The sequence below is a fragment of the Acinetobacter sp. WCHAc060025 genome (assembly GCF_004209355.1).
Lineage (GTDB): Bacteria > Pseudomonadota > Gammaproteobacteria > Pseudomonadales > Moraxellaceae > Acinetobacter > Acinetobacter wuhouensis.
This window is the reverse complement of the sequence record NZ_SGSX01000004.1, coordinates 198,045-219,213: the sequence shown is the minus strand read 5'-3', so window position 1 is coordinate 219,213 and position 21,169 is coordinate 198,045. Positions and strand designations below refer to the sequence as shown.

The window sequence follows — 21,169 nt, the reverse complement described above, 5'->3', positions numbered from 1 at the left end:
CTTTTGGTGGGGTTTTCTATCACTAGACTGGTCGAAGGTCTAGTCAATTAAACTTAAATTAGGAATGTCTATCATGGCAAACTTCGTATTAAATGCAGTAGCACGTGAAGAAGCAGTTCAAGGGAAAGGTTCGAGCCGCCGCCTTCGTCTTCAAAACAAAGTACCAGCGATCATCTACGGTGGTGAAGCTGCTCCTGTTGCTGTAACTTTAGAACTTCGTGAGCTTGTTAAAGCTTTAGAAAGCAATGCTTTCTTTGAAGAAGTTGTTGAAATCAACATCGAAGGTAAAGTTGAAAGCGTTAAAATCCAAGCTTTACAACGTCACCCTTCTAAAAACACACCTATGCACGCTGACTTCAAACGCGCATAAGTGTTCAATGGTGTAAATGAGTGAGTAAACTTTCACTGATTGTTGGTTTGGGTAATCCAGGTTCTGAATATGCCCAAACCCGCCATAATGCAGGCTTCTGGTTCGTAGAACGCCTTGCAGAACAATATGGCATCCATTTAAAAACTGATTCTAAATACAAAGGAATTAGTGGTCGTGGTAATATCGAAGGTCAAGACGTTCGTCTTTTATTACCGACAACCTTTATGAACCTTTCTGGTCAAAGTGTTGTTCCTTTCGCAAAATTCTATCAAATTAAGCCTGAAGAAATTCTGATTGCTCATGATGAACTGGATATGGATCCTGGCGTCATTCGTTTAAAAACAGGCGGTGGTCATGGTGGTCACAACGGTCTACGCGACATTGTTCCACATATCGGCGCTAATTTTCATCGTTTACGCATTGGTATTGGTCATCCTGGTTCTAAAGAAAAAGTTTCTGGACATGTTTTGGGCAAAGCGCCAAGCAGTGAACAGACTTTGATGGATGATGCAATTCATCATGCTTTAGGGCGAACTAAATTATTGGTTAATGGTGAGATTCAACAAGCGATGAATCAAATCAATGCTTATAAACCATAATTTCCAATAATAATTTATATTCCTTGTTAAACAATTTTTCTTGCCATGATTCATTTTTAAGAGCAAAATGCGCTTTCAAATGTATCCCGCCTATTGAAAATTGTTGATTCATCACAAGATAACAATCGTAAGGGCTATTTCTGGAGACGCAAATCATGCTATCTCGTTTATTAAAAGCAAAAATCCACCGTTGTGTGGTTACACAAGCAGAACTCCATTATGAAGGTTCTTGTGCAATCGACGGTATCCTTTTAGATTTAGCAGGTATCCGCGAATACGAAGAAATTCACATGTGGAATGTGACCAATGGCAAGCGCTTCACAACTTATGCGATTCGTGGTGAAGAAGGTTCAGGCATCATTTCTGTCAATGGTGGCGCTGCACTTCAAGCGGATGTTGGTGATCTGATGATTATTGCAACATTTGGTGACTTTACCAATGCTGAAGCAGATGCACATAAACCACGTCTTGTGTATGCAAATCCAGACAATACTGTGAATCACACAGCGAACTGTATTCCTGTTCAAGTGGCTTAATTAGCACAGTACTCAAAGATTCTAAAAAAACCCGCTAATGCGGGTTTTTTTATTTAAATTCGCTCTAAAACTGATATCTCTCATGTTTACTGCATTTGAATTTCACGATCAATATTCTGTTTTTTCCAAATAATTTCTGGTTCAACCTCTTGATTTTGATTAGTGAACTTACATTTTAACTGTTTTCCCCGCACAATTTCTTGACACTCATAATTCAGCACATAAGTTTCATTTCGATCAGTAAAATTTGCCATTGTAAAAGTTAATTTACTGCCATTTCGTTTTACTTGTCCAACAGCAAAATCAGGATAATTCACGGCATTAATCAACAATTTATCTCTAAATTTTGAAATATAAAAAATATCTTTTGTATCCTCATCATACTCATGATCAAGTACTGTTTCCTCCCATAAACCATTAAGATCGGAGTCTGTCGCAGCAAGAACAGGATGAGCACTTGCCCCCACTCCAACTAAAAGCAATGTAAAAATAAAATATTTAATATTTTTTCTCATGTAGGCTCATTTTTATAAAAGAATCACAGTGCAATACTGCTTTGAATTACGGGGTTAAAAAATTTATATCATTTTTAAAATAATAGGGGCTCATTTAAAAAATTAAAACTCAACGCCACCATTTTTTGCGATCTTCACAGGCTAGATCTTTTAAATCTTCCCCACGCAATGAAGCAAGTAAAGGATTGCCCTTTTCATCGACTTTAAATTCAGCATATTGTGCAGCTTGATAGCACTCAGCCAATCCCTCGGCGAATAAAAAGCTATTCGATGCAGGATACAAAGCATTTAAACGATTATCTGGATTTTTTAGCACGATACGATGACTAAACTTGGGATACATGTCCAATAACCGTGGATCAAAGCCAGTTTTCACCACACGTCGCTGATCATCCAATACTACATAAGCCATCAACTTAGGCTTATTTTGAATCACAGTATCACTCGTGGGAATATCAATCTGACTATTTTGCACAGGAAGCCCAGCAAAACTTAAATCGTAATTGAGTACCATATAATCCCCTTGAATCAGAGAACGTGGATCTACAGGTGCAAGTCGAATAAAAATACTGTCACTGTGTCTTAAATGTTGCTCATTTTTCAGGATCAATCCGAGAAAAAATACCACACTCAACATGGCGAGAACGATAGGGATATTTTTTTTCATTGTGCTATCCCCGCTTTATTTTTAAAACGCATTAAACATAGACTCAGCAAGAGCAAGCTTGTACCCGAAATAAAAATACTTAGGCTTTTAACGAGGAATGTAAGGTCTAATGAATAATATAAACACCACAAAATGATGATGAATGCCAATAAAGCAAAAGCATAAGTCACTTTATCCTTTTTCATCAAAGCCCATGAAAATACAGCTAAAACAATGAATATTTCAAAATAACCATAATAAATAAGCACAGCGCCGAAAACTGCCAGAACGCCTTGCGCTAAAAGATTAAATTGATTGTGAATATGTAGAAATATAAAGCAGACACACCATACAATCGGCAGACCATACGTGAGTACAGGAATGGGATGAATATCAACGAATTCACTTTTCCCTAAAAAAGCATAAAAACCGACAACGAAAATGGTCATTGCCAAATTCGAAAGCATTAAACTTCTTTGATATTGTTGCGGTTGAATCTTTTGAATCCACAACAGCCCCATATAAAAAACATAAGTCAGCAGCGTCAGATAAGCAAAATTTTCAACATTTCCTACCCAGAAATGTACTGCGTTGTCCTGCCAGATCATGGCAACACCTAAAGCATAGAGTGCCAATAACTGAACAAAAACAAAGAACCAGTGAGTTCTGACCCAATATGCCAAGACTAAAGCAATAATTTGAATCAATAATAGTGGATAGACTTCTTCTATTAAATCATAAGTATGAAACAGGATCGCGACCAGCCCTGCAACAAATAAGCAGTAAGCCAGTTGTCTTAAAAAGAGATTTTGCTTTATTTTCAATATATAGGCAGCAAAAGCGACAAAAACAATGCCCATAATTAAGGAGAAATTATCCCAAAATGTCAGCATCAATGAAGACAGCACAATCCCAGAAATCCACGCACCAACAGCCAAAGGAATATTATTAAAACGGCTGTTTGGAATTAACTTAATCAGTAAAAAAGTGATCAATGCAAACCATGCGAAAATAATCACCGCAATGATCAACAAGCCCATAATTTCAGATTGTCTAAACAACGTATCGAGCCATTTCACAATGATTAAGGTGAATGTAATGCCTAAAGCAACAGCGGATAATACACTGCACAATTGATCATTTTTCTTATAAAAATAAACGAATGCGATACTGAGTAAGCTCAATGAGCAAATAAAGTAGACCCAGCCTTTATCCATATATAAGAACGTCAGCATGCTCCACACGGAAAGTACGGCAAAATACGTGATAAATAAATATTTTAATTTTGGATAATATCGAATACAGAATAAAAACTGTAATAAGGCATAGAAGTGAATGCACAGTAGAAAAACTGTAGGATATTCATCTCCCCAAAAGGTTTGTTTAAAAAACAAAAATAAAGCAATCTGACTGACAATACACAGCATCAAAAAGATGCCAATATTGGAACGATATAACCAAGGCAGCAGTAAGACTGACCAGATCAAGAACAACAAATAACTGTCTGCACCTGTTTGATAAATTTGTCCAATGACAGCCAAACTTAGCCCGATCATCAAGCCACAAATCGCATGTAAACACTGGATTAATGAATCATTTTTGACTAGAAAAACACTAGATAGCGCGCTCAATAGTAATAAAAGTTGCGGAGTCACCAACTGTATGAACTGCGGTAACATAAACCAATTTGCAGCAACCAGATATAAAATGCTAATTGCAATTAAACTAAAACCAAAAATTTGTAAATGCTGAACAAATTTTTGATCCTGCCATGAGAATACTTCCTGTTGAATCCTGATCAATACCTATACCTCACCTTTATTCTTGATTATTCAACATTTTTATACACTGCGCTTTAGCATAGATTGTTCTATCTATAGTACTGATCATTCTAAATAAAAATGCATTATTTTTAAAAAATGTGTCTATAATGATCCTACATCGCTTCAGGGCGGGGTGCAATTCCCCACCGGTGGTAATTTGAAATGATCATTCAACCTTGGTCTTTCAATAGCCCACGAGCCTATCACTGCTACAGTGATTCGCAGATTTGGTGAGATTCCAAAGCCGACGGTATAGTCCGGATGAAAGAAGACGACGTCACAGTAAAAATTCCAATGCTATGTATTGGAACATGTTTTGTAACGCCACTATTTCACATGTCCTGAAATGTTCAACCGTATTTAATTTTTACGAGAGCGTTTCAATGTCTAGTTTAATTCAACCAGAAATTTTCTTTTCCGCACTTTCCCCTGCAGAACAACGTATTCAACAAGCTTTAGAAGATATGCGCCAAGGCAAACCAGTCTTGGTCATGGACGATTTTGATCGTGAAAATGAAGCAGATTTGATCGTTGCAGCAGAAACCCTCAATGTCGAAACCATGGCACGTATGATCCGTGATGGTTCTGGGATTGTGTGTTTAACCTTGACTGACGAGCTTGCTGATCACCTTGCTTTACCTCCGATGGTTCAAGATAACTCAAGTCAATTTAAAACCGCATTTACCATCACCATTGAGGCAGCTGAAGGTGTAACCACTGGTGTTTCAGCCAAAGACCGTACTACAACGATTCATGCTGCAATCAAAGATGGCGCTGTTGCCAGTAATCTAAATCGTCCAGGACATGTGTTCCCTTTACGTGGTCGTAGTGGCGGTGTGCTCAACCGCCGTGGTCATACTGAAGGTTCGATTGATCTTGCTCGTTTAGCAGGTTTAAAACCCGCTGGTGTACTGTGTGAAGTCACCAATCCTGACGGGACAATGGCTTCAGGTATTCAAGTCCTTTCTTATGCGCAAACTCATAATTTGACTTTAATTACCATTGAAGAACTGGTTCAGTACCGTTTAACACATAATGTTTAAACCATAATTTTAAAATCAATGTTTTGAATCGCTACAAAGTAGTTTATATCCTGGAAGTTCCTTCTCCCTTTGGGAGAAGGTTAGGATGAGGGAAGTTTTTAGCCTTATAAAACCCTTTAATTCTTACTACCGAAAATAGCCAAACCATAACTCGGCCATTTTTGCGTAGATTTAAAATTATTTACAACATAAGCAACGATGACTAAAGCAATTGCACCAGTAAGCACGGGAAAGAGTAAAAACGACCATTCATAATGAATCGTTTGAGCTGTTAATAAAATCACCAATGGATTCGCCCCTGCAGGCGGATGTACACAGCGAAAATACATCATTAAAGCAATTGCCACACCGACTGAAAAGGCAATGCTTAAATCATGAACACCAAACCATTTCAAAAAGCATAAACCTACCAGTGCTGAGATGAAATGCCCAAAAATCACATTGCGTGGTTGTGCCAAAGGCGACTGAGAAACAGCATAGAGAATGACGCAACTTGCTCCAAACGGTGCCATAATCCATGGATTATGTGAGAGCTTACTCAGTACCAATAAAATAAATATACTAACTGCACCACCAACAAGAGCACGTATAATCTCCAAATTTCTGGGTCGTGGAGCTAATTTTTCTTTACCAAATAAGATCGACATGAGTAATTCCTACATCTGAATGAATAGATTGATTTATGCGAATTAGCGCGCTAAAATAAAAATAGTACAGGTCTGTACTATTTGCAATATTTTTTTAAATCCATTTATGTATTTCATTTATGTCAAAATCAGCCCATAAAATTTTAACCACCGCGGAAATGCTTTTTAACCAATATAGTTTTACTGGTGTTGGTGTCGATCTCATCCGCGATCAATCTGGTTGTTCGAAAACGACCATGTACACCTATTTTAAAAATAAGCAACAATTGATCAATGAAGTCTTAAAACAACGTGACCAAAATTTTAGAGAGAGTCTGACCGAATATGTCGGAACATCGCAGGATATTGAAGCCATCAAGAAAATTTTTGATTGGCATATAAATTGGTTTCAAACTGATGATTTTAAAGGCTGTTTATTTGTACGTGCGGTTGCTGAATCAAATACAGAAGATCTAGATATTAAAAATATATCTATTGAGCATAAGATATGGTTAAGAGGATTAATCCATCACTATGCAGATTCAATCAGCTCAAATCCAGCCATTGGTGAACTAATTTATCTTTTGATTGAAGGTCTTATGAGCCGTTTTTTAGTTGAAGGCTTTAACCCAGACATTGCATCGCAACAACGTGCATTTATTATTCGAAGCCTTGAGTGATATGAATAGGAATAACCCCTTATTCAACATCTTCCAAATGTAAAATACTTTGACGAATACCATCGGCACGTAACCAAGCAAAATCGTAACTTGCTTTTGCCAATGCCAGAACACGGCGTTCAAATTCATTCCACAATGGTTTAACTTGCTTAGGTTGAATGCCTAAACCACTTTCATCTGCTAAATTTTTATTCTTTTCACAAATTTTTAAAGCATGATACAACTTACGTCCTTTCGAGGCTGTGTCTAAAACACGAACACGTTTACCTTGAATAAAACCTTCGATATGTTTTAAATCTGCAAATGGTAATAATGGCACTAAGATTTGATCAAGCTGTGCATCCAAACGCTTCCAAACCGCTAGTCGCTGCTCCGCATTATAGGTATTCCATTGAATCACTTCATGGTTAAAACGACGACAACCACGACATACAGCATCACCAAATACCGTTGAACAACGACCAGCGCATGGTGTTAACGTAGGTATTCGACGTTCGTTGCTCAAAATAAACTCCTTAAATAAACAGATTTTACCATTTTCTATGGCATCGTAATGTGTGTATCACACTATATATTGTATGTATGATATTTTAAAGCACTATATTTAGTATAAAAATCCATAATTTTCACATGGAATAAAAAAACACTACACAATATATGGATTTCTCGCTTATTCAACTAAATCACGTTAAAATATGCGCCTTAAATTTTATCCTATATTTACACATTTGGAGTACTCCATGAACGCTACTGTAGAACAGCTTGCACCTGTAGAACAGCAAGCGACCTCTGGTTGGGTTGTTGCCGCACTTTATCAATTCAAAGAAGTTCAAGATTCTGCCGATCTTCAACAACGTCTTTTAGACTTGGTAAAAACCATCAACCTATGTGGTACTCTAATTGTTGCAGATGAAGGTATTAACGGAACAGTTGCAGGTGATCGTAAAGCGATTGATGTGATTCATCAATTCCTTTTAGACGAAGGCTTCACAGCGATGGAATATAAAGAATCGCACAGTGAAGAAAAACCGTTCCGTAAAATGAAGATTAAACATAAAAAAGAAATCGTCACTTTAGGTGTTGAAGTTAAACCACGTGACTTGGTTGGACACTATCTTGATCCTAAAGAATGGAATGAGTTAATCGCACGTGATGATGTAATCTTGATCGATACACGTAATGATTATGAATATAAAGCAGGTACGTTTAAGGGTGCAATTGATCCTAAAACTGAAACTTTCCGTGAATTTCCAGATTACGTGAAAAAAGAGTTAGAACAGCATAAAGATAAGAAAATTGCGATGTTCTGTACTGGTGGTATCCGTTGTGAAAAATCAACTTCATTACTTCTTCAAGAAGGTTTCAATGAGGTTTATCACTTGAAAGGCGGTATTTTAAAATACCTCGAAGAAACTCCTGCTGATGAAAGCATGTGGGAAGGTGAATGTTTCGTCTTTGATGGTCGTACTGCGGTGACTCATGGGATGGAAGAAGGCGAAAATACCAAATGTCACGCATGTGGCTGGCCTTTAGTTCCTGAAGAAGTGGCTTTACCAAGCTATGAGCATGGCGTGTCTTGTAAATACTGCATCGATAAAACTTCTGAAAAGCAAAAAGAAGGTTTCCGTATGCGTCAGTCACAAATTACAGCGGCTAAACGTAAGCGTCTATAATCTGGCTGAATACAAAATACTCATAAAAACCGTAGAATAAATCTGCGGTTTTTTTAACTCTACAAATTGCTACTATCTTTTTAAGTCTATAAAAAATAATATTTATTCTTTCAATTATATCGACACAGCAATGAGTGAATGGATTATTAACATCATGGAGCAATTAGGCTACCTCGGTATTGCCTTACTCATGTTTCTTGATAATGTTTTTCCGCCTATTCCCTCAGAAGTGATCATGCCCTCTGCTGGTTTTACCGCTGCACAAGGACAACTCAGTCTAATCGGTGTCATCGTTGCAGGTAGTCTTGGTTCTTTGATTGCAGCAGCTACACTGTATTGGATCGGGCGTAAAATATCTCATGATGCCTTGTTCCGTTGGGTTAATCAGTACGGAAAATATCTCTTTATAAAAACAGATGACGTTAAAAAAGCCCTAGATTGGTTTGAAAAATATGGGCACCGTGTGGTTTTCTTTGGACGGATGATTCCCGCCGTTCGATCGTTGATTAGTATTCCTGCGGGAATGAGCCATATGCCTTTTTGGAAATTCATGACTTATAGTACGCTTGGCACGGTGATTTGGACGACTTTTTTAGCAACCGTCGGGTATTACTTTGGGAACAATACTGCACTGATGCAGCAAATTTTTAGCAATGTTGGCTATGTGATTGTTGCAATCGTTACCTTATTTTTGATTTATCTTTGGTTTAAAAAAAGAAAAAATGGCTAAAGCATCATGAATACTCATTACCCAAAACCTAACATTTTGAAACTTATAAAAATTAAATCAGAGTTAATCATTAAAAAATAAATCAAGTATTGTTCTTGAAACAGCATAGCCCCACTTGCTTTACAAAGTTTAATTAATTTGCGTAGGCGATGCCTCCCTTTTGAAGGATGAGGAATATATTCCGTAAGAGGGACAAAAATCCTTTGTCGGGTAATGAGAAGCAAGGCTTCGCAAGTGACCTGAACCCGACCCAACGGCGACATCCATGTCGCCAAACGTGATAGCACCAACAATATTGAAATCACTAACAGCGCTCGTTATTGATATCGTTCATCCAGTTTGTATATTTACATGACTATTAAATCCAAGTGAATTAACTCAATTCCCTCAAACTTTGCAAAGGTGGAATATCAGATAAATAACTCAAACGATAACGCCCAATCAATGCACATAGCACCGCCATAACCAACGGTAAAATCAACCAAATTTCCCAATGCAATTGCACCACCATATCCATCCGATAACTCGCAATCGCACTAATCACTTCCGCAAAAATACATGACACAATCCCTGCCAATAATCCAATAAAACCGATTTCAAGCATCATCATATTTTTGAGTTGACGCTTCGAACTGCCCAAAGAACGTAATAACGCCACTTCACGTTTCCGTTCATCCATCAGTAAATTGATACATGCAATCAACACAAGAAAACCAGACAAACTCACTAATACAGCAAGCACCGTAATGATTTGTACGAGGACACTCACAAGACGTTTAATCTCATCAAAAATCAAAGACACATCAATAAATACAGTATTGGAAAATTGCTGAATCAAACTGACCATTTTGGTTTTTTCAGTCGCTGGCACGTAAAAACTACCGAGATAACTCCCTGCATTTTCATCCAAAGTCTTTGGGGTAAAAATAAAGAAAAAATTCGGACTAAAACTTTGCCATTCAACAGTACGTAAATTAACAACTTCAGCTTTTAATTGTCCCTCTGGCAAACTAAACGTCAGTTGATCACCAATTTTGATACCTAATTCATCCGCAAGTTTTGCTTCAACTGAAACTTGCCCAACTTTAGTTAGTTTAGCTTGACCCGATACAATCACATTATCTTGCGGATAGTGATCTGTTTGAGTCAAATTTAATTCACGGCGTAAAGAATTATTTTCCTTTAACAATTGCGCTGAAAAAGGCTGATCATTTTTCGCAATTAAGCGCCCTTTGATATTTGGATATAAAGGCGTACTTTTCCAATGTCGTTGCGCCAACTGTTGCTTAAAAGCTTCTAACTCAAATGGAGGTAAACCATAAATGAATTGATTCGGTGTTCCCTTAGGCAATTGCTGTTGCCAACGCTCCAGCAAATCAGTACGTAACACGGCTAAAACCGTAATCAAACTTAGACCCAATGCCAATGCAGTAATTTGCAATGCTGTTTGTGAAGGCGAGCGTACATAACTAGACAATTGATTGCGCAGGGATTTAAGCAATTTCAAAATCGACCAAACCAGTGCATAAAGCACTGCCGTGAGTACAATGACCGCACCCATGACCAATCCAGTCAGTACAATATTTTCAGTCAATACCAAACTAAAAATGATCAGACTTAATATGCCAAAAGACATCATCCACACCATTGAACGGGCAGATTTCTGTTGTTGACGAATCACACGAATTGGAGGCGTATTTAACAATTGCCACAAACTCGGCAGAATAAAACCGATCAAAACAATGGCACTGGTAAAAATGGCAATTGGTAAAGGGCCAAGCAACATTTCAAACATTGAGAATTGCAGTTCTAGATTCGGGATCATCTGTAACATCAGTTGCAAAAGCGCATAGCCCAATATCATGCCCAAACCACTACCGATCACAATCGCAATCACGCTCACGACAGCCAATAGTGCTAAATAGGTTTGCAGAATCTGAGATTTACTTGCCCCCATACAACGCATCAAAGCAATATGATCTTGGTTTTGTTGCACATAACGCTGACTGGTCAAGGCTATCGCTAAACCACACAGTAAAATCGTCAAAATATTGGCAAGTTGTAGAAAAGTATCTAAATTTTCTATCGGCTTAATTAAACGCGAATTGCCCTCATCGGCACTGCGTAGCTTTAAATTGCTTTGTTGATCGAAGCTTTGCTCTTCATTCGACATGGCTTGAACAGATTGATCTGTAGCTGAATCCTGATCAGATTTTTGGTCATTTGCTTTGGCATATTTTTGCTTTTCAGTTTCAATCTCTATCTTATAAATTTGCTGAAATTTTTCAATAGATTGAGGCTCTCCTGCCAAAAGCAGACGGTAATCAATACGACTTCCCACTTGAATTGCATTGGTTTTAGCCACATCCGCTTGCGAAATGATAACGGTTGGAGAAAATGCCGAAAATCCTAATTCTTGATTGGAATCATGTTCGATAATTCCAGTGACTTTGAATTGACCATCAGCCAGTTGTACATTATCACCGATATTTAATTTGAGTAATTCTTGCGCACGTCTGCTTAACCAAATTCCACCACTTTGCAATTTTTGCGTAGGCTGAATTTTTAAATCACCGCGCAGTGGAAATAATGTATCAATCGCTTTGACATTCACCATGACAAATTGATCATGCGTTGATGCCATTGAACCAAACATGGTGACATGGGACTGTTTGAGCTTTAATTCATTTGCAGATTGAATCCATTTTGAATCAATGGAATTGGTATCACTCAGAACTAAATCAGCAGCTTGCATCTTGGCAGCTTGCAAGGTCACAGCTTGCTGCACTTGGTCATTGCTAAATTTCAATGCAGTCGTAGCACTGATCGCTAAACACATGGCTACAATCAGTAAATAAATCCCTGAATTGGCAAAACTTTGCCTCAATAATGGTTTGAATAAATTGAACATTACACACCCTCTGGCTGAGTTTGATGTAAATGTTCAATGAGTTGCCCTTCTTTTAACTCATAATGGCGTTGGCATTGTGCTGCCAAAGCAGGATCATGTGTCACGAGTACAAGTGTTGTGCCCATTTCACGATTTAAGTCGAATAATAGCTGTTCAATTTCATGTGCGGTATGACTGTCTAAATTCCCTGTTGGTTCATCAGCAAAAATAATTTTTGGATCAGAAATCAATGCACGCGCAATCGCAACACGTTGCTGTTCACCCCCTGATAATACTTTTGGGGTCTGTTGACTTTGGCGCTCTAGACCTACTTTAGCGAGCAGAGCCAATGCTTTTTGTTCAGCAACAGCATAGTTAAAATCTTTTTGTAAGCGTAAAGGCAGCATGACATTTTCAAGTGCAGATAAATGTGTCAACAATTGAAAAGACTGAAATACAAAACCAATATGTTTTAACCGAACCAACGCTCTTTGCTCTTCATTTAAATGTTCAACAGACTCACCACATACCGTTAACTTCCCTGCACTGGCTTGATCCAAAGTCGCTAGGATGCCTAATAATGTTGATTTTCCTGAGCCTGAACGTCCTGTAATCGCAACCTGTTCCCCTGCCTGAATTTCTAAATTTAGATTTTCAAAAATTGTAAGTGTTTGATGTGGGAGTTCAATCTTTTGTGTCAGTTGCTGTGCAGAAATTATCACTTGTGGCATGATGGGAGAAACCGAATCATTCTGAACCTTAGACATCATAAAGTACCCTATATGCAAATCAAAAAATCGTTAAATTTTAAAATGATGAAAAAACTCCCTCATTGTTTATTCTTTAGCACGATCTGTCTATTGCCGATTAGTAGTTTTGCAAAAACCATCATGATCGTGGGCGATAGTTTAAGTGCAGGTTATGGCATCACACCACAACAGGGTTGGGTGAATTTATTACAATTACGACTCAATCAAGACTTTCCCAAACAACATAAAGTCGTGAATGCCAGTGTGAGTGGAGAAACCACCAGTGGTGCTTTGGCACGTTTACCTAAATTATTGCAGACCCATAAGCCGAATGTCGTTGTCATCGAACTGGGCGGAAATGATGGCTTACGTGGTCAGCCACCACAAATGATTCAAAAGAATTTGGCGCAATTGATCCAACAAAGTCAGAAAAGTAAGGCAACGGTAGTTTTACTGGGAATGAAGATTCCACCAAACTACGGCACAGCCTATAGCACGGCTTTTGAAAATAATTACAAGATTTTAAGTCAGCAATATAAAGTGAAAATGCATCCATTTTTTATGGAAGGCGTGGCAGGTCATAAAAACCTGATGCAAAAAGATTTAGTCCATCCCAATGCAACAGCACAGAAAATTTTACTGAATAATGCTTATCCTTTAATTAAAGGGGCGTTGTAAGATAATTATTCGCTAATTTTCATCATTCAAGGCTTCACATAATAAATTCAAATACTCTATCGTCCAAAAGTGTCAATTCTTTAAATCTAGCTGAATAACTGTCAAGAAACTATTACTGATAGGAATTTTAAAACCAGCGGTGCTATCGCGTCAGGCGACATGGATGTCGCCGTTGGGTCGGGGTTCAGAACACTTGCGAAGCCTTGCTTCTCATTACCCAACAAAGGATTTTTGTCACTTTTGATCCCTCAAAAGGGAGGCATCGCCTACACAAATGAATCTAAATTTAAAAAGGCAAGCGAGGCTGTGCCAATTTAAAATATATTTACTGTTTCAGAAATATTAACAACATAAAAAAAGACGCCTCAGCGCCTTTTTCATCCAACAAATTTCAGCAAGTAAAATTAAGCTGGAATATCACGTACAGAAGCATTACGGATCGCTTCTTTCAACTCTGCATAACCATGAATCGGTGGGAATTGAGGGAATTCACGAATCACATTTTCAGGTGCATCAAACAAGAAACCTTTGTCAGCTTCACCCAACATTGTTGTATCGTTATACGAATCACCTGCTGCAATCACGCGATAATTCAAACCATGAAGTGCTTTCACAGCTTCACGCTTTTGATCAGGCTGACGCAATTTATACGCAGTAATCATGCCATTTTCATCAGTTTCTAACTTGTGACAGAAAATGGTTGGCCAACCCAGTTGTTGCATCAAAGGATGAGCAAACTCATAGAAAGTGTCAGAAAGAATAATCAATTGGAAATGCGTACGTACCCATTCCACAAACTCTTTTGCACCTTCAAAAGGCCCCATGTCTGCAATCACAGCTTGAATATCGTTTAAACCTAAACCATGTTGTTTTAGGATATTTAAACGTTGAGTCATCAACACATCGTAGTCAGGAATATCACGAGTTGTTGCTTCTAATTCTTTGATCCCTGTTTTTTTAGCAAAATTGATCCAGATTTCTGGAACCAAAACACCCTCAAGATCAAGACATACGATTTCCATGGGTTCTCCCAAATGTTAGTTGTAAATTTTGGCGTATCATAGCATTAAAGTTTAAAAAAAATGCTGAAAGATTTTGATACTTCAGCAAATGAAAACTTATCAATGCAGATTTCGATTCTGCTTAAATCTTTTTAATTCATAAGTATTTTCATAAATCTGCTAAGAAGCATATTTTATTTACTTTAAAATAGCATGACATTCAAAAGCATTTATACATACAAAGTCGTATTGGCTTATTTTTCGCCAAAATGCTTAAATTTACAGATCTTTTGAGAACTAATTTTTTAAATACTTTTTAAGTGTTAACGACTTTTAAGTAAACCTAGCTTCAAGCTATAGCCAGAGGCAACAAATGACTGTTATTCCTACAATTGATCAAGTAGATGCACTTGCAGCAGAATATGCTGATAAATCCCCTTCTGAAATTTTAGAGCTAGCACTTTCTCAACAAGGTGAAATTGCGATTTCATTTTCTGGTGCAGAAGATGTGGTGCTAATCGATATGGCACACAATCTCGGTAAGCCCTTTCGAGTATTCAGTTTGGATACAGGGCGTTTGCATGCAGAAACTTATCAGTTTCTTGAAACTGTACGTAAACATTATGGTATTCAGATTGAGATTTGTTTTCCAGAACCCGATGCCGTACAAAAGTTAGTGAATGAAAAAGGCTTGTTTAGCTTTTATCAAGATGACCATAAAGAATGTTGTGGTATTCGTAAAGTTCAGCCCTTACGTAAAAAGTTAGCCACTTTAGATGGTTGGATTACGGGTCAACGTAAAGATCAAAGTCCAGGCACACGTACTGAAATTCCAGTGGTTCAAGCTGATGTTGGTTTTTCAGGTGAAGGCAAACAATTGATTAAATATAATCCTTTGGCAAATTGGTCAAGTGCGGATGTTTGGAACTATATTCGTATGATGGAAATTCCGTATAACCCACTGCATGAGAAAGGTTATATTTCTATTGGCTGTGAACCATGTACACGTCCTGTTTTACCTAACCAACATGAACGTGAAGGTCGCTGGTGGTGGGAAGAAGCAACGCACAAAGAATGTGGTTTACATGCAGGTAACCTAAAAAAATAACAGCCCAATAAAATAATTTTTTTGGTAAAAAAAAGTCACTCAATTTAGTGACTTTTTTTGTACTATTCATTCATCAAAATGCTTGGATTTTCTCTATAAAAAAGATCTATACTACAATCAGGTTTTATAATTCTAACAATCCAACACTCAGGAATGAGTTGTTGTAGTTTTTGCAGTGAGGCATCAAAAATTATGCGCCCATTACACCCGATCGATTTTATTTTCTTAAATTTAGAAAAACGCCAACAGCCAATGCACGTGGGGGGATTATTCTTATTCCAAATTCCAGACCATGCCCCATCTACATTTATTCAAGACCTAGTGGCTGATATTCGTAATTCAAAATCTATTCCTGTTCCACCTTTTAATAACCGCTTAAATGGTTTTTTTTGGGATGAAGATGAAGAGTTCGATATTGACCACCACTTCCGTCATATTGCCCTACCACACCCAGGGCGTATTCGTGAATTATTGGTCTATATTTCGCAAGAACACAGTGCTTTGATTGATCGTGCAAAACCACTTTGGACTTGTCATATCATCGAAGGGATTGAAGGCAATCGCTTTGCCATGTATTTCAAAATCCATCATGCCATGATTGATGGTGTTGCAGGTATGCGCTTACTCGAAAAGTCATTCTCTAAAGATTCAAATTCTAAGACCATCATTCCACCCTGGTGTGTAGAAGGTAAACGTGCCAAGCGTTTAAAAGAAACCAAATTAGGAAAAATCAAGAAAGTTTTTGAAGGTCTCAAAGGACAAGTTGAAGCGGCTCCGAAAGTGACTCAGGAATTGTGTCAGACCATTTTCAAAGAAATGGGCAAAAACCCTGACTATGTTTCAACTTTCCAAGCACCGAGCAGTCTGTTTAACCAACGTGTCAGTTCTTCACGCCGCTTTGCCGCTCAATCCTTTGAACTAGATCGTTTCAGAGATATTTCTAAAGCACTGGGTGTAACGATTAACGATGTTGTCTTGGCTGTTTGTTCTGGTGCACTCCGTGATTATCTGATTACTCAAAATGCCTTGCCAAAGAAACCACTCATCGCAATGGTTCCAGCATCCTTACGTGATGACGACTCAGACATGAGTAACCGTATCACCATGATTTTGGCAAATTTAGGAACTCATAAAGAGCAACCTCTAGAGCGTTTAGAGATCATTCAACGTAGCGTGCAAAACTCTAAAAATCGCTTTAAGCGCATGACCTCAAATCAAATTTTAAACTACAGTGCTTTTGTATATGGTGCTGCTGGAGTCAATATTGCATCGGGGCTATTACCAAAACACCAAGCTTTCAATGTCATCATTTCCAATGTACCAGGTCCTCGTGAACCTTTGTACTGGAATGGTGCGAAACTAGATGCACTCTACCCTGCATCTATTGTTTTGGATGGACAGGCACTGAACATCACCATGACCAGTTATTTGGATAAATTGGAGGTGGGATTAACGGGTTGCCGTAAATCATTGCCTAAATTGCAAAACTTATTGACGCATTTAGAAAATGAAATCCAAAAGTTTGAGCAGTTAATTCCTCAAAAAGCACAGGTATCTGAACAGACTCCAGTTGAAATTCCATTGAAAACCAACAATGTAATTGAAGAATCCATCCAAACGCAAAAGCCCTCATAAGGGCTTTTGTTTTTATTTTGCTAAATTTTAAATATAAATATTGAGCATATTATTTTATAGATTTTTATAATTTTTGATCTTTTGAAATAAAACATCCTACAAAAAAATAAGAGGCTTATTTTAGCCTCTTAATTTTTAACATTACGACATTTATTCAGTAGTTGATGACAAACATTCACCACCATATCTTTGGTGATTTTAATTTCTTGACCATTGTCATCCAACATTACACATGTATTTTTAGGTTGGTTTTCCAATACATGTTTGATACCACGAGTTATTAATTGTTCACTTACGCTCATTATTGACCTCACTTGCTAAGACTGTTAAAGGGAGAAAGTCTTTGGCTACCTTTAGTCTTAGTATTGTCAAATCAACGCTGAAAGTAAAATTTCAGATGTAACAACTGTTTAACGACATCCTGTTACAATTTTAGCTTAAAATGATATCGTATTGCTCTTGAGTATATAAATTTTCCACTTGGAATTTAATCACACGATGAATGAAATGCTCTAAATCCGCCACAGCTGGGGCTTCTGCCGTTAAAAGCCGATCTATCACAGATGGATGCGCAATAACAGTAAAGCCACTCTGAGATTCATAAGCACGGGTATATCTTAGTATTTCACGAAAGATTTCGTAACATACTGTCTCTGCTGTTTTGACATATCCACGTCCCTGACATGTTGGGCATGACTCACACAATAAATGTTCGAGTGATTCGCGAGTACGTTTACGAGTCATTTCAACCAAACCAAGCTCAGAGACTTGAGTAATCTTGGTTTTCGCATGATCACGTTCGAGATTTTTCTCAAACTGTTTCATCACTTCTTCACGATGTACAGCTTCCTGCATATCGATAAAGTCAATGATGATAATGCCCCCCAAATTACGTAGACGTAACTGACGAGCAATGACCTGTGTTGCTTCCATATTGGTTTTGAACACAGTATCTTCTAGGCTACGTCCGCCGACGTATGAACCCGTATTGACATCAATCGTGGTCATTGCTTCGGTTTGATCAATCATCAAATAACCACCAGACTTAAGCGCTACGCGAGTCTGCAATGCCTTTTGAATATCTTCTTCAACATTGTATAAGTCAAATAAAGGGCGTTCACCAGGATAATGTTGCAAACGGCTTTGCATGCTTGGGACAAATTCACATACAAACTCTTGTAGCTTGCCGTGTATTTCGCGTGAATCAACATAGATATTGGCGGTTTCTTCATTTGCCAAATCACGAATCACACGTTGTGGCAATGGAAGTTCTTCAAAGATTAAAGAAGGCACTGCAATAATTTTTTGTTTTTTCTGAATATATTCCCAAAGCTTGGCAAGGTACGCCATATCTTGAGCAATTGATGCTTCATCTATGCCGTCTGCCGCAGTACGGACAATCACTGAACCAGGTAGTTTATGCTCAGTTTGAATACGCTCAATCATGGAACGTAAACGATCACGTTCTTCTTCAGACTCAATGCGTTGTGATACACCGATATGATTGCCATACGGCATCAAAACAAGATAACGAGATGGAATTGAAAGATCTGTACTTAAGCGAGCACCTTTGGTTCCCAGCATATCTTTCATCACTTGCACAGTGAGAATTTGACCCGGTTGTAATAATTCAAATACATTCGGTGTAGGTTGGTGACGTGGCCAAACCATATCATTGATATGCAAAAATGCAGTACGAGACAAACCAATATCCACAAAAGCTGCTTGCATACCAGGAAGTACACGCACTACTTTGCCTTTGTAAATATTTCCGACTAACCCACGTTTAACAGTCCGTTCAACAAATAACTCATTGACCGTCCCATTTTGAATTAACGCCACACGACATTCCATAGGTGTGACATTAATCAATAACTCGTCAGACATAACTAAACTCAAAACATTATAAAAATTCTTTTCAGCAGTTAATTTAGTGCCTCAACTGCGTTGATCTAGACGATCAAGTAACTGTATTGTTTCATGTAATGGTAGCCCGACCACATTACTATAACTACCATTCATACGGGTCACAAATTTTGCTGCAATACCTTGTATTGCATACGCACCCGCTTTACCTATCGGTTCACCCGTTGCCCAATATTCTTCCATATCATTAGGACTGAGTATTTGAAACTCAACTTCGGTACGAACCACTGTACTCAATAACTGCTGAGCATTTGCAACGCAAACACCTGTGAGTACTTCATGCGTCTGACCTGACAATAATGCCCAAATTTCAAAAGCATGTTGTTTCGATTCAGGTTTACCAATAATCTGATCAGCAAAAACCAAGCTGGTATCTGCAGCGATCACTGTACCCTGTGGTTTTAATGTTAACACTGCTTGCGCTTTAGTTTCTGCTAAACGCTGAACATATTGTTCGATCTGCTCATTTTCAAGTACAGACTCGTCAATATCAGGGCTATGAACTGTAAATTCCAACCCAACTTGTTGTAACAGTTCTTTACGCCGAGGCGAACTCGAAGCAAGAATTAAATGCGCCATCTTTTTAATAAATAGTAAAGAATTGGCCAACAGAAAATACTAGAAACCAAAGGTTGCCAATGTCGTGCAAGCGAAAAATGTACACCGATCATCACTTGCGCCATAAAAGTAAATACTAAATGCGCCAGTATTGCGAACATACTAATAATCCATAGATTACTAAATGTCAGTACACGGCGCTCGCGAATGAAATATCGTGTTAAAAAAGCAATCAATACATAACTTAATGCATTCATACCCAATGGGGCATCAAGCAATAAATCCGTAAATAAGCCCATGGTAAACGCAAACCAAACCCCACACCACGTCGGTTGGCAGAGCACCCAAAATAGCATGATCATCAGCATATACAGTGGTCGCCAGCCCGCAAAAGCATAGGACATTGGGTAGACCACTAGAATAGAACAAATAATCACTGAAATCACAATCAGGAAAATTGGATCTTTGCGTTGCTTTTCTGAAGGTAATTTCTTAGCGATCAACATTTGGCTGCTCCATCGCTAGTGAATCAGAAAACAGTACAACGACATGATGACCACCTGCCAACTGTGCAGCAGGAACAACATCAATTTGAGCAAATTCACCCGTATTATGACGCATCACTTTTGAAACCGAACCGACTAAGTACCCTGCAGGGAAATGCTGTCCTAAACCAGAACTATACACCTTATCCCCTACTTTAATATTGGCACTGGTTGGAACATATTCCATTTTCAAATGCCCCAAATCACCTGTACCTGTCACAATCGCACGCATACCAGAGCTTTCTAAGCGTACAGATAAAGAATGTTCTTTATCTGATAATAACATCACACGACTACTGTGCGGATATACATTAATGACTTGCCCCATGATCCCTTTATCATCTAAAACAGTTTGACCCACTTTTAGCTGACTCGCTGCACCACGGTTGATGATAATGATATGACGTAAAGGATCGGCATCTGTCCCTATGACTTCAGCAATCTCCATACGTCCATCAATAATCAATGGCGTATCCAATAATCCACGAAGCCGGGTATTTTCAGCTGAGAGTTCTGAGAGTTTTTGCAGACGCACTTGCGCTTGAAGCAGTTCAGCTTGCATCGAGGTATTTTCACGACGCAATTGAGCTTCAGATTTGGTTTGTTGATTCAGCCATTCTTTCGACAATACAGGATAACTTGCTAAGGCATAAATCGGATTATATGCCGCATACAAGACATCTCTTGCGGGTTGAACCACTTGTGGCATGCGCCAGTTAAAAAACAGCACAACAAAACAAGTGATCACCGCAATGATGAACGAGCGAAAAGATGGCGGTTGTCTTGAAAAGAGATTCGGTTGCACCGCCTCGTCCTTAACTTAATCTACTAAAATCGT

General features: G+C 38.2%; 23 protein-coding genes and 1 riboswitch. Of the genes, 10 read left to right on the top strand and 13 right to left on the bottom strand.

Going from position 1 to position 21,169, the window contains the following annotated elements:
• Positions 1–73 precede the first annotated feature (73 nt).
• From rplY to panD, 3 genes are all read left to right on the top strand, one after another.
• Positions 74–370, top strand: coding sequence for a 50S ribosomal protein L25 (rplY, locus tag EXE09_RS05040; protein ID WP_068973418.1), 297 nt, complete (start codon positions 74–76; stop codon positions 368–370).
• Positions 371–390: 20 nt separating this feature from the next.
• On the top strand, positions 391–969 hold the full coding sequence (gene pth / locus EXE09_RS05035) for an aminoacyl-tRNA hydrolase (protein ID WP_068973419.1): 579 nt from the start codon (positions 391–393) through the stop codon (positions 967–969).
• Between the two features lie 155 nt (positions 970–1,124).
• Entirely contained in the window at positions 1,125–1,505 is a 381-nt protein-coding gene (panD, locus tag EXE09_RS05030) for an aspartate 1-decarboxylase (protein ID WP_004722504.1), read from the top strand.
• 86 nt (positions 1,506–1,591) lie between these two features.
• On the opposite strand, the gene EXE09_RS05025 is transcribed toward panD, so the two are convergent.
• The 3 genes from EXE09_RS05025 to EXE09_RS05015 form a co-directional block, all read right to left on the bottom strand.
• Positions 1,592–2,020, bottom strand: coding sequence for a hypothetical protein (locus EXE09_RS05025; RefSeq protein WP_087553228.1), 429 nt, complete (start codon positions 2,018–2,020; stop codon positions 1,592–1,594).
• 109 nt (positions 2,021–2,129) lie between these two features.
• Entirely contained in the window at positions 2,130–2,687 is a 558-nt protein-coding gene (locus EXE09_RS05020) for a GDYXXLXY domain-containing protein (RefSeq protein WP_130116548.1), read from the bottom strand.
• Positions 2,684–4,468, bottom strand: a complete 1,785-nt coding sequence (locus tag EXE09_RS05015) for a DUF2157 domain-containing protein (protein WP_130116547.1) — start codon at positions 4,466–4,468, stop codon at positions 2,684–2,686. The genes EXE09_RS05020 and EXE09_RS05015 overlap by 4 nt, the downstream gene beginning before the upstream one ends.
• 137 nt (positions 4,469–4,605) lie before the next feature.
• Positions 4,606–4,766, top strand: a riboswitch (FMN riboswitch).
• A gap of 106 nt (positions 4,767–4,872) precedes the next feature.
• Here EXE09_RS05015 and ribB point away from each other — a divergent pair.
• Positions 4,873–5,532: a 3,4-dihydroxy-2-butanone-4-phosphate synthase gene (ribB, locus tag EXE09_RS05010; RefSeq protein ID WP_130116546.1), complete on the top strand. Its 660-nt coding sequence runs from the start codon at positions 4,873–4,875 to the stop codon at positions 5,530–5,532.
• A gap of 116 nt (positions 5,533–5,648) precedes the next feature.
• Here ribB and EXE09_RS05005 read toward each other — a convergent pair whose 3' ends face one another.
• Positions 5,649–6,179, bottom strand: coding sequence for an HPP family protein (locus EXE09_RS05005; RefSeq protein WP_130116545.1), 531 nt, complete (start codon positions 6,177–6,179; stop codon positions 5,649–5,651).
• Positions 6,180–6,298: 119 nt separating this feature from the next.
• On the opposite strand from EXE09_RS05005, the gene EXE09_RS05000 reads away from it, so the two are divergent.
• On the top strand, positions 6,299–6,838 hold the full coding sequence (locus EXE09_RS05000; RefSeq protein ID WP_130116544.1) for a TetR/AcrR family transcriptional regulator: 540 nt from the start codon (positions 6,299–6,301) through the stop codon (positions 6,836–6,838).
• A gap of 19 nt (positions 6,839–6,857) precedes the next feature.
• Here the strand turns inward: EXE09_RS05000 and EXE09_RS04995 are convergent, their stop codons facing one another.
• A complete protein-coding gene (locus EXE09_RS04995; protein ID WP_130116543.1) occupies positions 6,858–7,343 on the bottom strand; it encodes a DUF1289 domain-containing protein in 486 nt (161 codons plus the stop codon).
• A gap of 235 nt (positions 7,344–7,578) precedes the next feature.
• On the opposite strand from EXE09_RS04995, the gene EXE09_RS04990 reads away from it, so the two are divergent.
• Both EXE09_RS04990 and EXE09_RS04985 read left to right on the top strand, forming a co-directional pair.
• Positions 7,579–8,511 carry a rhodanese-related sulfurtransferase gene (locus tag EXE09_RS04990; RefSeq protein WP_130116542.1) on the top strand — a complete coding sequence of 311 codons (933 nt, stop codon included), beginning with the start codon at positions 7,579–7,581 and terminating at the stop codon, positions 8,509–8,511.
• 154 nt (positions 8,512–8,665) lie between these two features.
• Positions 8,666–9,241, top strand: a complete 576-nt coding sequence (locus EXE09_RS04985) for a DedA family protein (RefSeq protein ID WP_130116567.1) — start codon at positions 8,666–8,668, stop codon at positions 9,239–9,241.
• A gap of 373 nt (positions 9,242–9,614) precedes the next feature.
• Here EXE09_RS04985 and EXE09_RS04980 read toward each other — a convergent pair whose 3' ends face one another.
• On the bottom strand, positions 9,615–12,152 hold the full coding sequence (locus EXE09_RS04980) for an ABC transporter permease (RefSeq protein ID WP_130116541.1): 2,538 nt from the start codon (positions 12,150–12,152) through the stop codon (positions 9,615–9,617).
• Positions 12,152–12,898: an ABC transporter ATP-binding protein gene (locus EXE09_RS04975; protein ID WP_130116540.1), complete on the bottom strand. Its 747-nt coding sequence runs from the start codon at positions 12,896–12,898 to the stop codon at positions 12,152–12,154. Before EXE09_RS04975 ends, EXE09_RS04980 begins: the two co-directional genes overlap by 1 nt.
• A gap of 45 nt (positions 12,899–12,943) precedes the next feature.
• Here EXE09_RS04975 and EXE09_RS04970 point away from each other — a divergent pair, with 45 nt between their 5' ends.
• Positions 12,944–13,558 carry a GDSL-type esterase/lipase family protein gene (locus EXE09_RS04970; RefSeq protein WP_171478613.1) on the top strand — a complete coding sequence of 205 codons (615 nt, stop codon included), beginning with the start codon at positions 12,944–12,946 and terminating at the stop codon, positions 13,556–13,558.
• Between the two features lie 404 nt (positions 13,559–13,962).
• Here EXE09_RS04970 and thrH read toward each other — a convergent pair whose 3' ends face one another.
• Positions 13,963–14,580: a bifunctional phosphoserine phosphatase/homoserine phosphotransferase ThrH gene (thrH, locus tag EXE09_RS04965; RefSeq protein WP_130116538.1), complete on the bottom strand. Its 618-nt coding sequence runs from the start codon at positions 14,578–14,580 to the stop codon at positions 13,963–13,965.
• A gap of 352 nt (positions 14,581–14,932) precedes the next feature.
• Between thrH and EXE09_RS04960 the strand changes: the two genes are divergently transcribed.
• Both EXE09_RS04960 and EXE09_RS04955 read left to right on the top strand, forming a co-directional pair.
• Positions 14,933–15,667, top strand: a complete 735-nt coding sequence (locus EXE09_RS04960; protein WP_130116537.1) for a phosphoadenylyl-sulfate reductase — start codon at positions 14,933–14,935, stop codon at positions 15,665–15,667.
• 192 nt (positions 15,668–15,859) lie between these two features.
• Positions 15,860–17,302 carry a WS/DGAT/MGAT family O-acyltransferase gene (locus EXE09_RS04955; RefSeq protein ID WP_130116536.1) on the top strand — a complete coding sequence of 481 codons (1,443 nt, stop codon included), beginning with the start codon at positions 15,860–15,862 and terminating at the stop codon, positions 17,300–17,302.
• A 128-nt stretch (positions 17,303–17,430) separates the two neighbouring features.
• Here the strand turns inward: EXE09_RS04955 and EXE09_RS18720 are convergent, their stop codons facing one another.
• The 5 genes from EXE09_RS18720 to mreC all read right to left on the bottom strand — a co-directional run bounded on the left by EXE09_RS18720 (position 17,431) and on the right by mreC (position 21,136).
• Positions 17,431–17,604, bottom strand: a complete 174-nt coding sequence (locus EXE09_RS18720) for a PA1571 family protein (protein WP_162994905.1) — start codon at positions 17,602–17,604, stop codon at positions 17,431–17,433.
• A gap of 130 nt (positions 17,605–17,734) precedes the next feature.
• Entirely contained in the window at positions 17,735–19,189 is a 1,455-nt protein-coding gene (rng, locus tag EXE09_RS04950; protein WP_068973434.1) for a ribonuclease G, read from the bottom strand.
• A 51-nt stretch (positions 19,190–19,240) separates the two neighbouring features.
• The gene (locus EXE09_RS04945) at positions 19,241–19,807 is read right to left on the bottom strand and encodes a Maf family nucleotide pyrophosphatase (protein WP_087553214.1); all 567 of its coding nucleotides are present in this window, start codon (positions 19,805–19,807) and stop codon (positions 19,241–19,243) included.
• The gene (gene mreD, locus EXE09_RS04940; protein ID WP_068973436.1) at positions 19,795–20,292 is read right to left on the bottom strand and encodes a rod shape-determining protein MreD; all 498 of its coding nucleotides are present in this window, start codon (positions 20,290–20,292) and stop codon (positions 19,795–19,797) included. Before mreD ends, EXE09_RS04945 begins: the two co-directional genes overlap by 13 nt.
• Positions 20,279–21,136 carry a rod shape-determining protein MreC gene (gene mreC / locus EXE09_RS04935; protein WP_068973437.1) on the bottom strand — a complete coding sequence of 286 codons (858 nt, stop codon included), beginning with the start codon at positions 21,134–21,136 and terminating at the stop codon, positions 20,279–20,281. The genes mreD and mreC overlap by 14 nt, the downstream gene beginning before the upstream one ends.
• Positions 21,137–21,169: the final 33 nt, after the last annotated feature.

What these genes read in the sequence shown, in the direction of transcription:
- EXE09_RS18720 (WP_162994905.1), bottom strand. Translation starts at nt 17,604, where the DNA reads ATGAGCGTAAGTGAACAATTAATAACTCGTGGTATCAAACATGTATTG.
- EXE09_RS05000 (WP_130116544.1), top strand. Translation starts at nt 6,299, where the DNA reads ATGTCAAAATCAGCCCATAAAATTTTAACCACCGCGGAAATGCTTTTT.
- EXE09_RS04945 (WP_087553214.1), bottom strand. Translation starts at nt 19,807, where the DNA reads ATGGCGCATTTAATTCTTGCTTCGAGTTCGCCTCGGCGTAAAGAACTG.
- rplY (WP_068973418.1), top strand. Translation starts at nt 74, where the DNA reads ATGGCAAACTTCGTATTAAATGCAGTAGCACGTGAAGAAGCAGTTCAA.
- EXE09_RS04990 (WP_130116542.1), top strand. Translation starts at nt 7,579, where the DNA reads ATGAACGCTACTGTAGAACAGCTTGCACCTGTAGAACAGCAAGCGACC.
- EXE09_RS04970 (WP_171478613.1), top strand. Translation starts at nt 12,944, where the DNA reads ATGATGAAAAAACTCCCTCATTGTTTATTCTTTAGCACGATCTGTCTA.
- EXE09_RS04955 (WP_130116536.1), top strand. Translation starts at nt 15,860, where the DNA reads ATGCGCCCATTACACCCGATCGATTTTATTTTCTTAAATTTAGAAAAA.
- EXE09_RS04960 (WP_130116537.1), top strand. Translation starts at nt 14,933, where the DNA reads ATGACTGTTATTCCTACAATTGATCAAGTAGATGCACTTGCAGCAGAA.
- EXE09_RS04980 (WP_130116541.1), bottom strand. Translation starts at nt 12,152, where the DNA reads ATGTTCAATTTATTCAAACCATTATTGAGGCAAAGTTTTGCCAATTCA.
- EXE09_RS04985 (WP_130116567.1), top strand. Translation starts at nt 8,666, where the DNA reads ATGGAGCAATTAGGCTACCTCGGTATTGCCTTACTCATGTTTCTTGAT.
- panD (WP_004722504.1), top strand. Translation starts at nt 1,125, where the DNA reads ATGCTATCTCGTTTATTAAAAGCAAAAATCCACCGTTGTGTGGTTACA.
- rng (WP_068973434.1), bottom strand. Translation starts at nt 19,189, where the DNA reads ATGTCTGACGAGTTATTGATTAATGTCACACCTATGGAATGTCGTGTG.
- EXE09_RS04975 (WP_130116540.1), bottom strand. Translation starts at nt 12,898, where the DNA reads ATGTCTAAGGTTCAGAATGATTCGGTTTCTCCCATCATGCCACAAGTG.
- EXE09_RS05005 (WP_130116545.1), bottom strand. Translation starts at nt 6,179, where the DNA reads ATGTCGATCTTATTTGGTAAAGAAAAATTAGCTCCACGACCCAGAAAT.
- ribB (WP_130116546.1), top strand. Translation starts at nt 4,873, where the DNA reads ATGTCTAGTTTAATTCAACCAGAAATTTTCTTTTCCGCACTTTCCCCT.
- mreD (WP_068973436.1), bottom strand. Translation starts at nt 20,292, where the DNA reads ATGTTGATCGCTAAGAAATTACCTTCAGAAAAGCAACGCAAAGATCCA.
- EXE09_RS05020 (WP_130116548.1), bottom strand. Translation starts at nt 2,687, where the DNA reads ATGAAAAAAAATATCCCTATCGTTCTCGCCATGTTGAGTGTGGTATTT.
- EXE09_RS05025 (WP_087553228.1), bottom strand. Translation starts at nt 2,020, where the DNA reads ATGAGAAAAAATATTAAATATTTTATTTTTACATTGCTTTTAGTTGGA.
- thrH (WP_130116538.1), bottom strand. Translation starts at nt 14,580, where the DNA reads ATGGAAATCGTATGTCTTGATCTTGAGGGTGTTTTGGTTCCAGAAATC.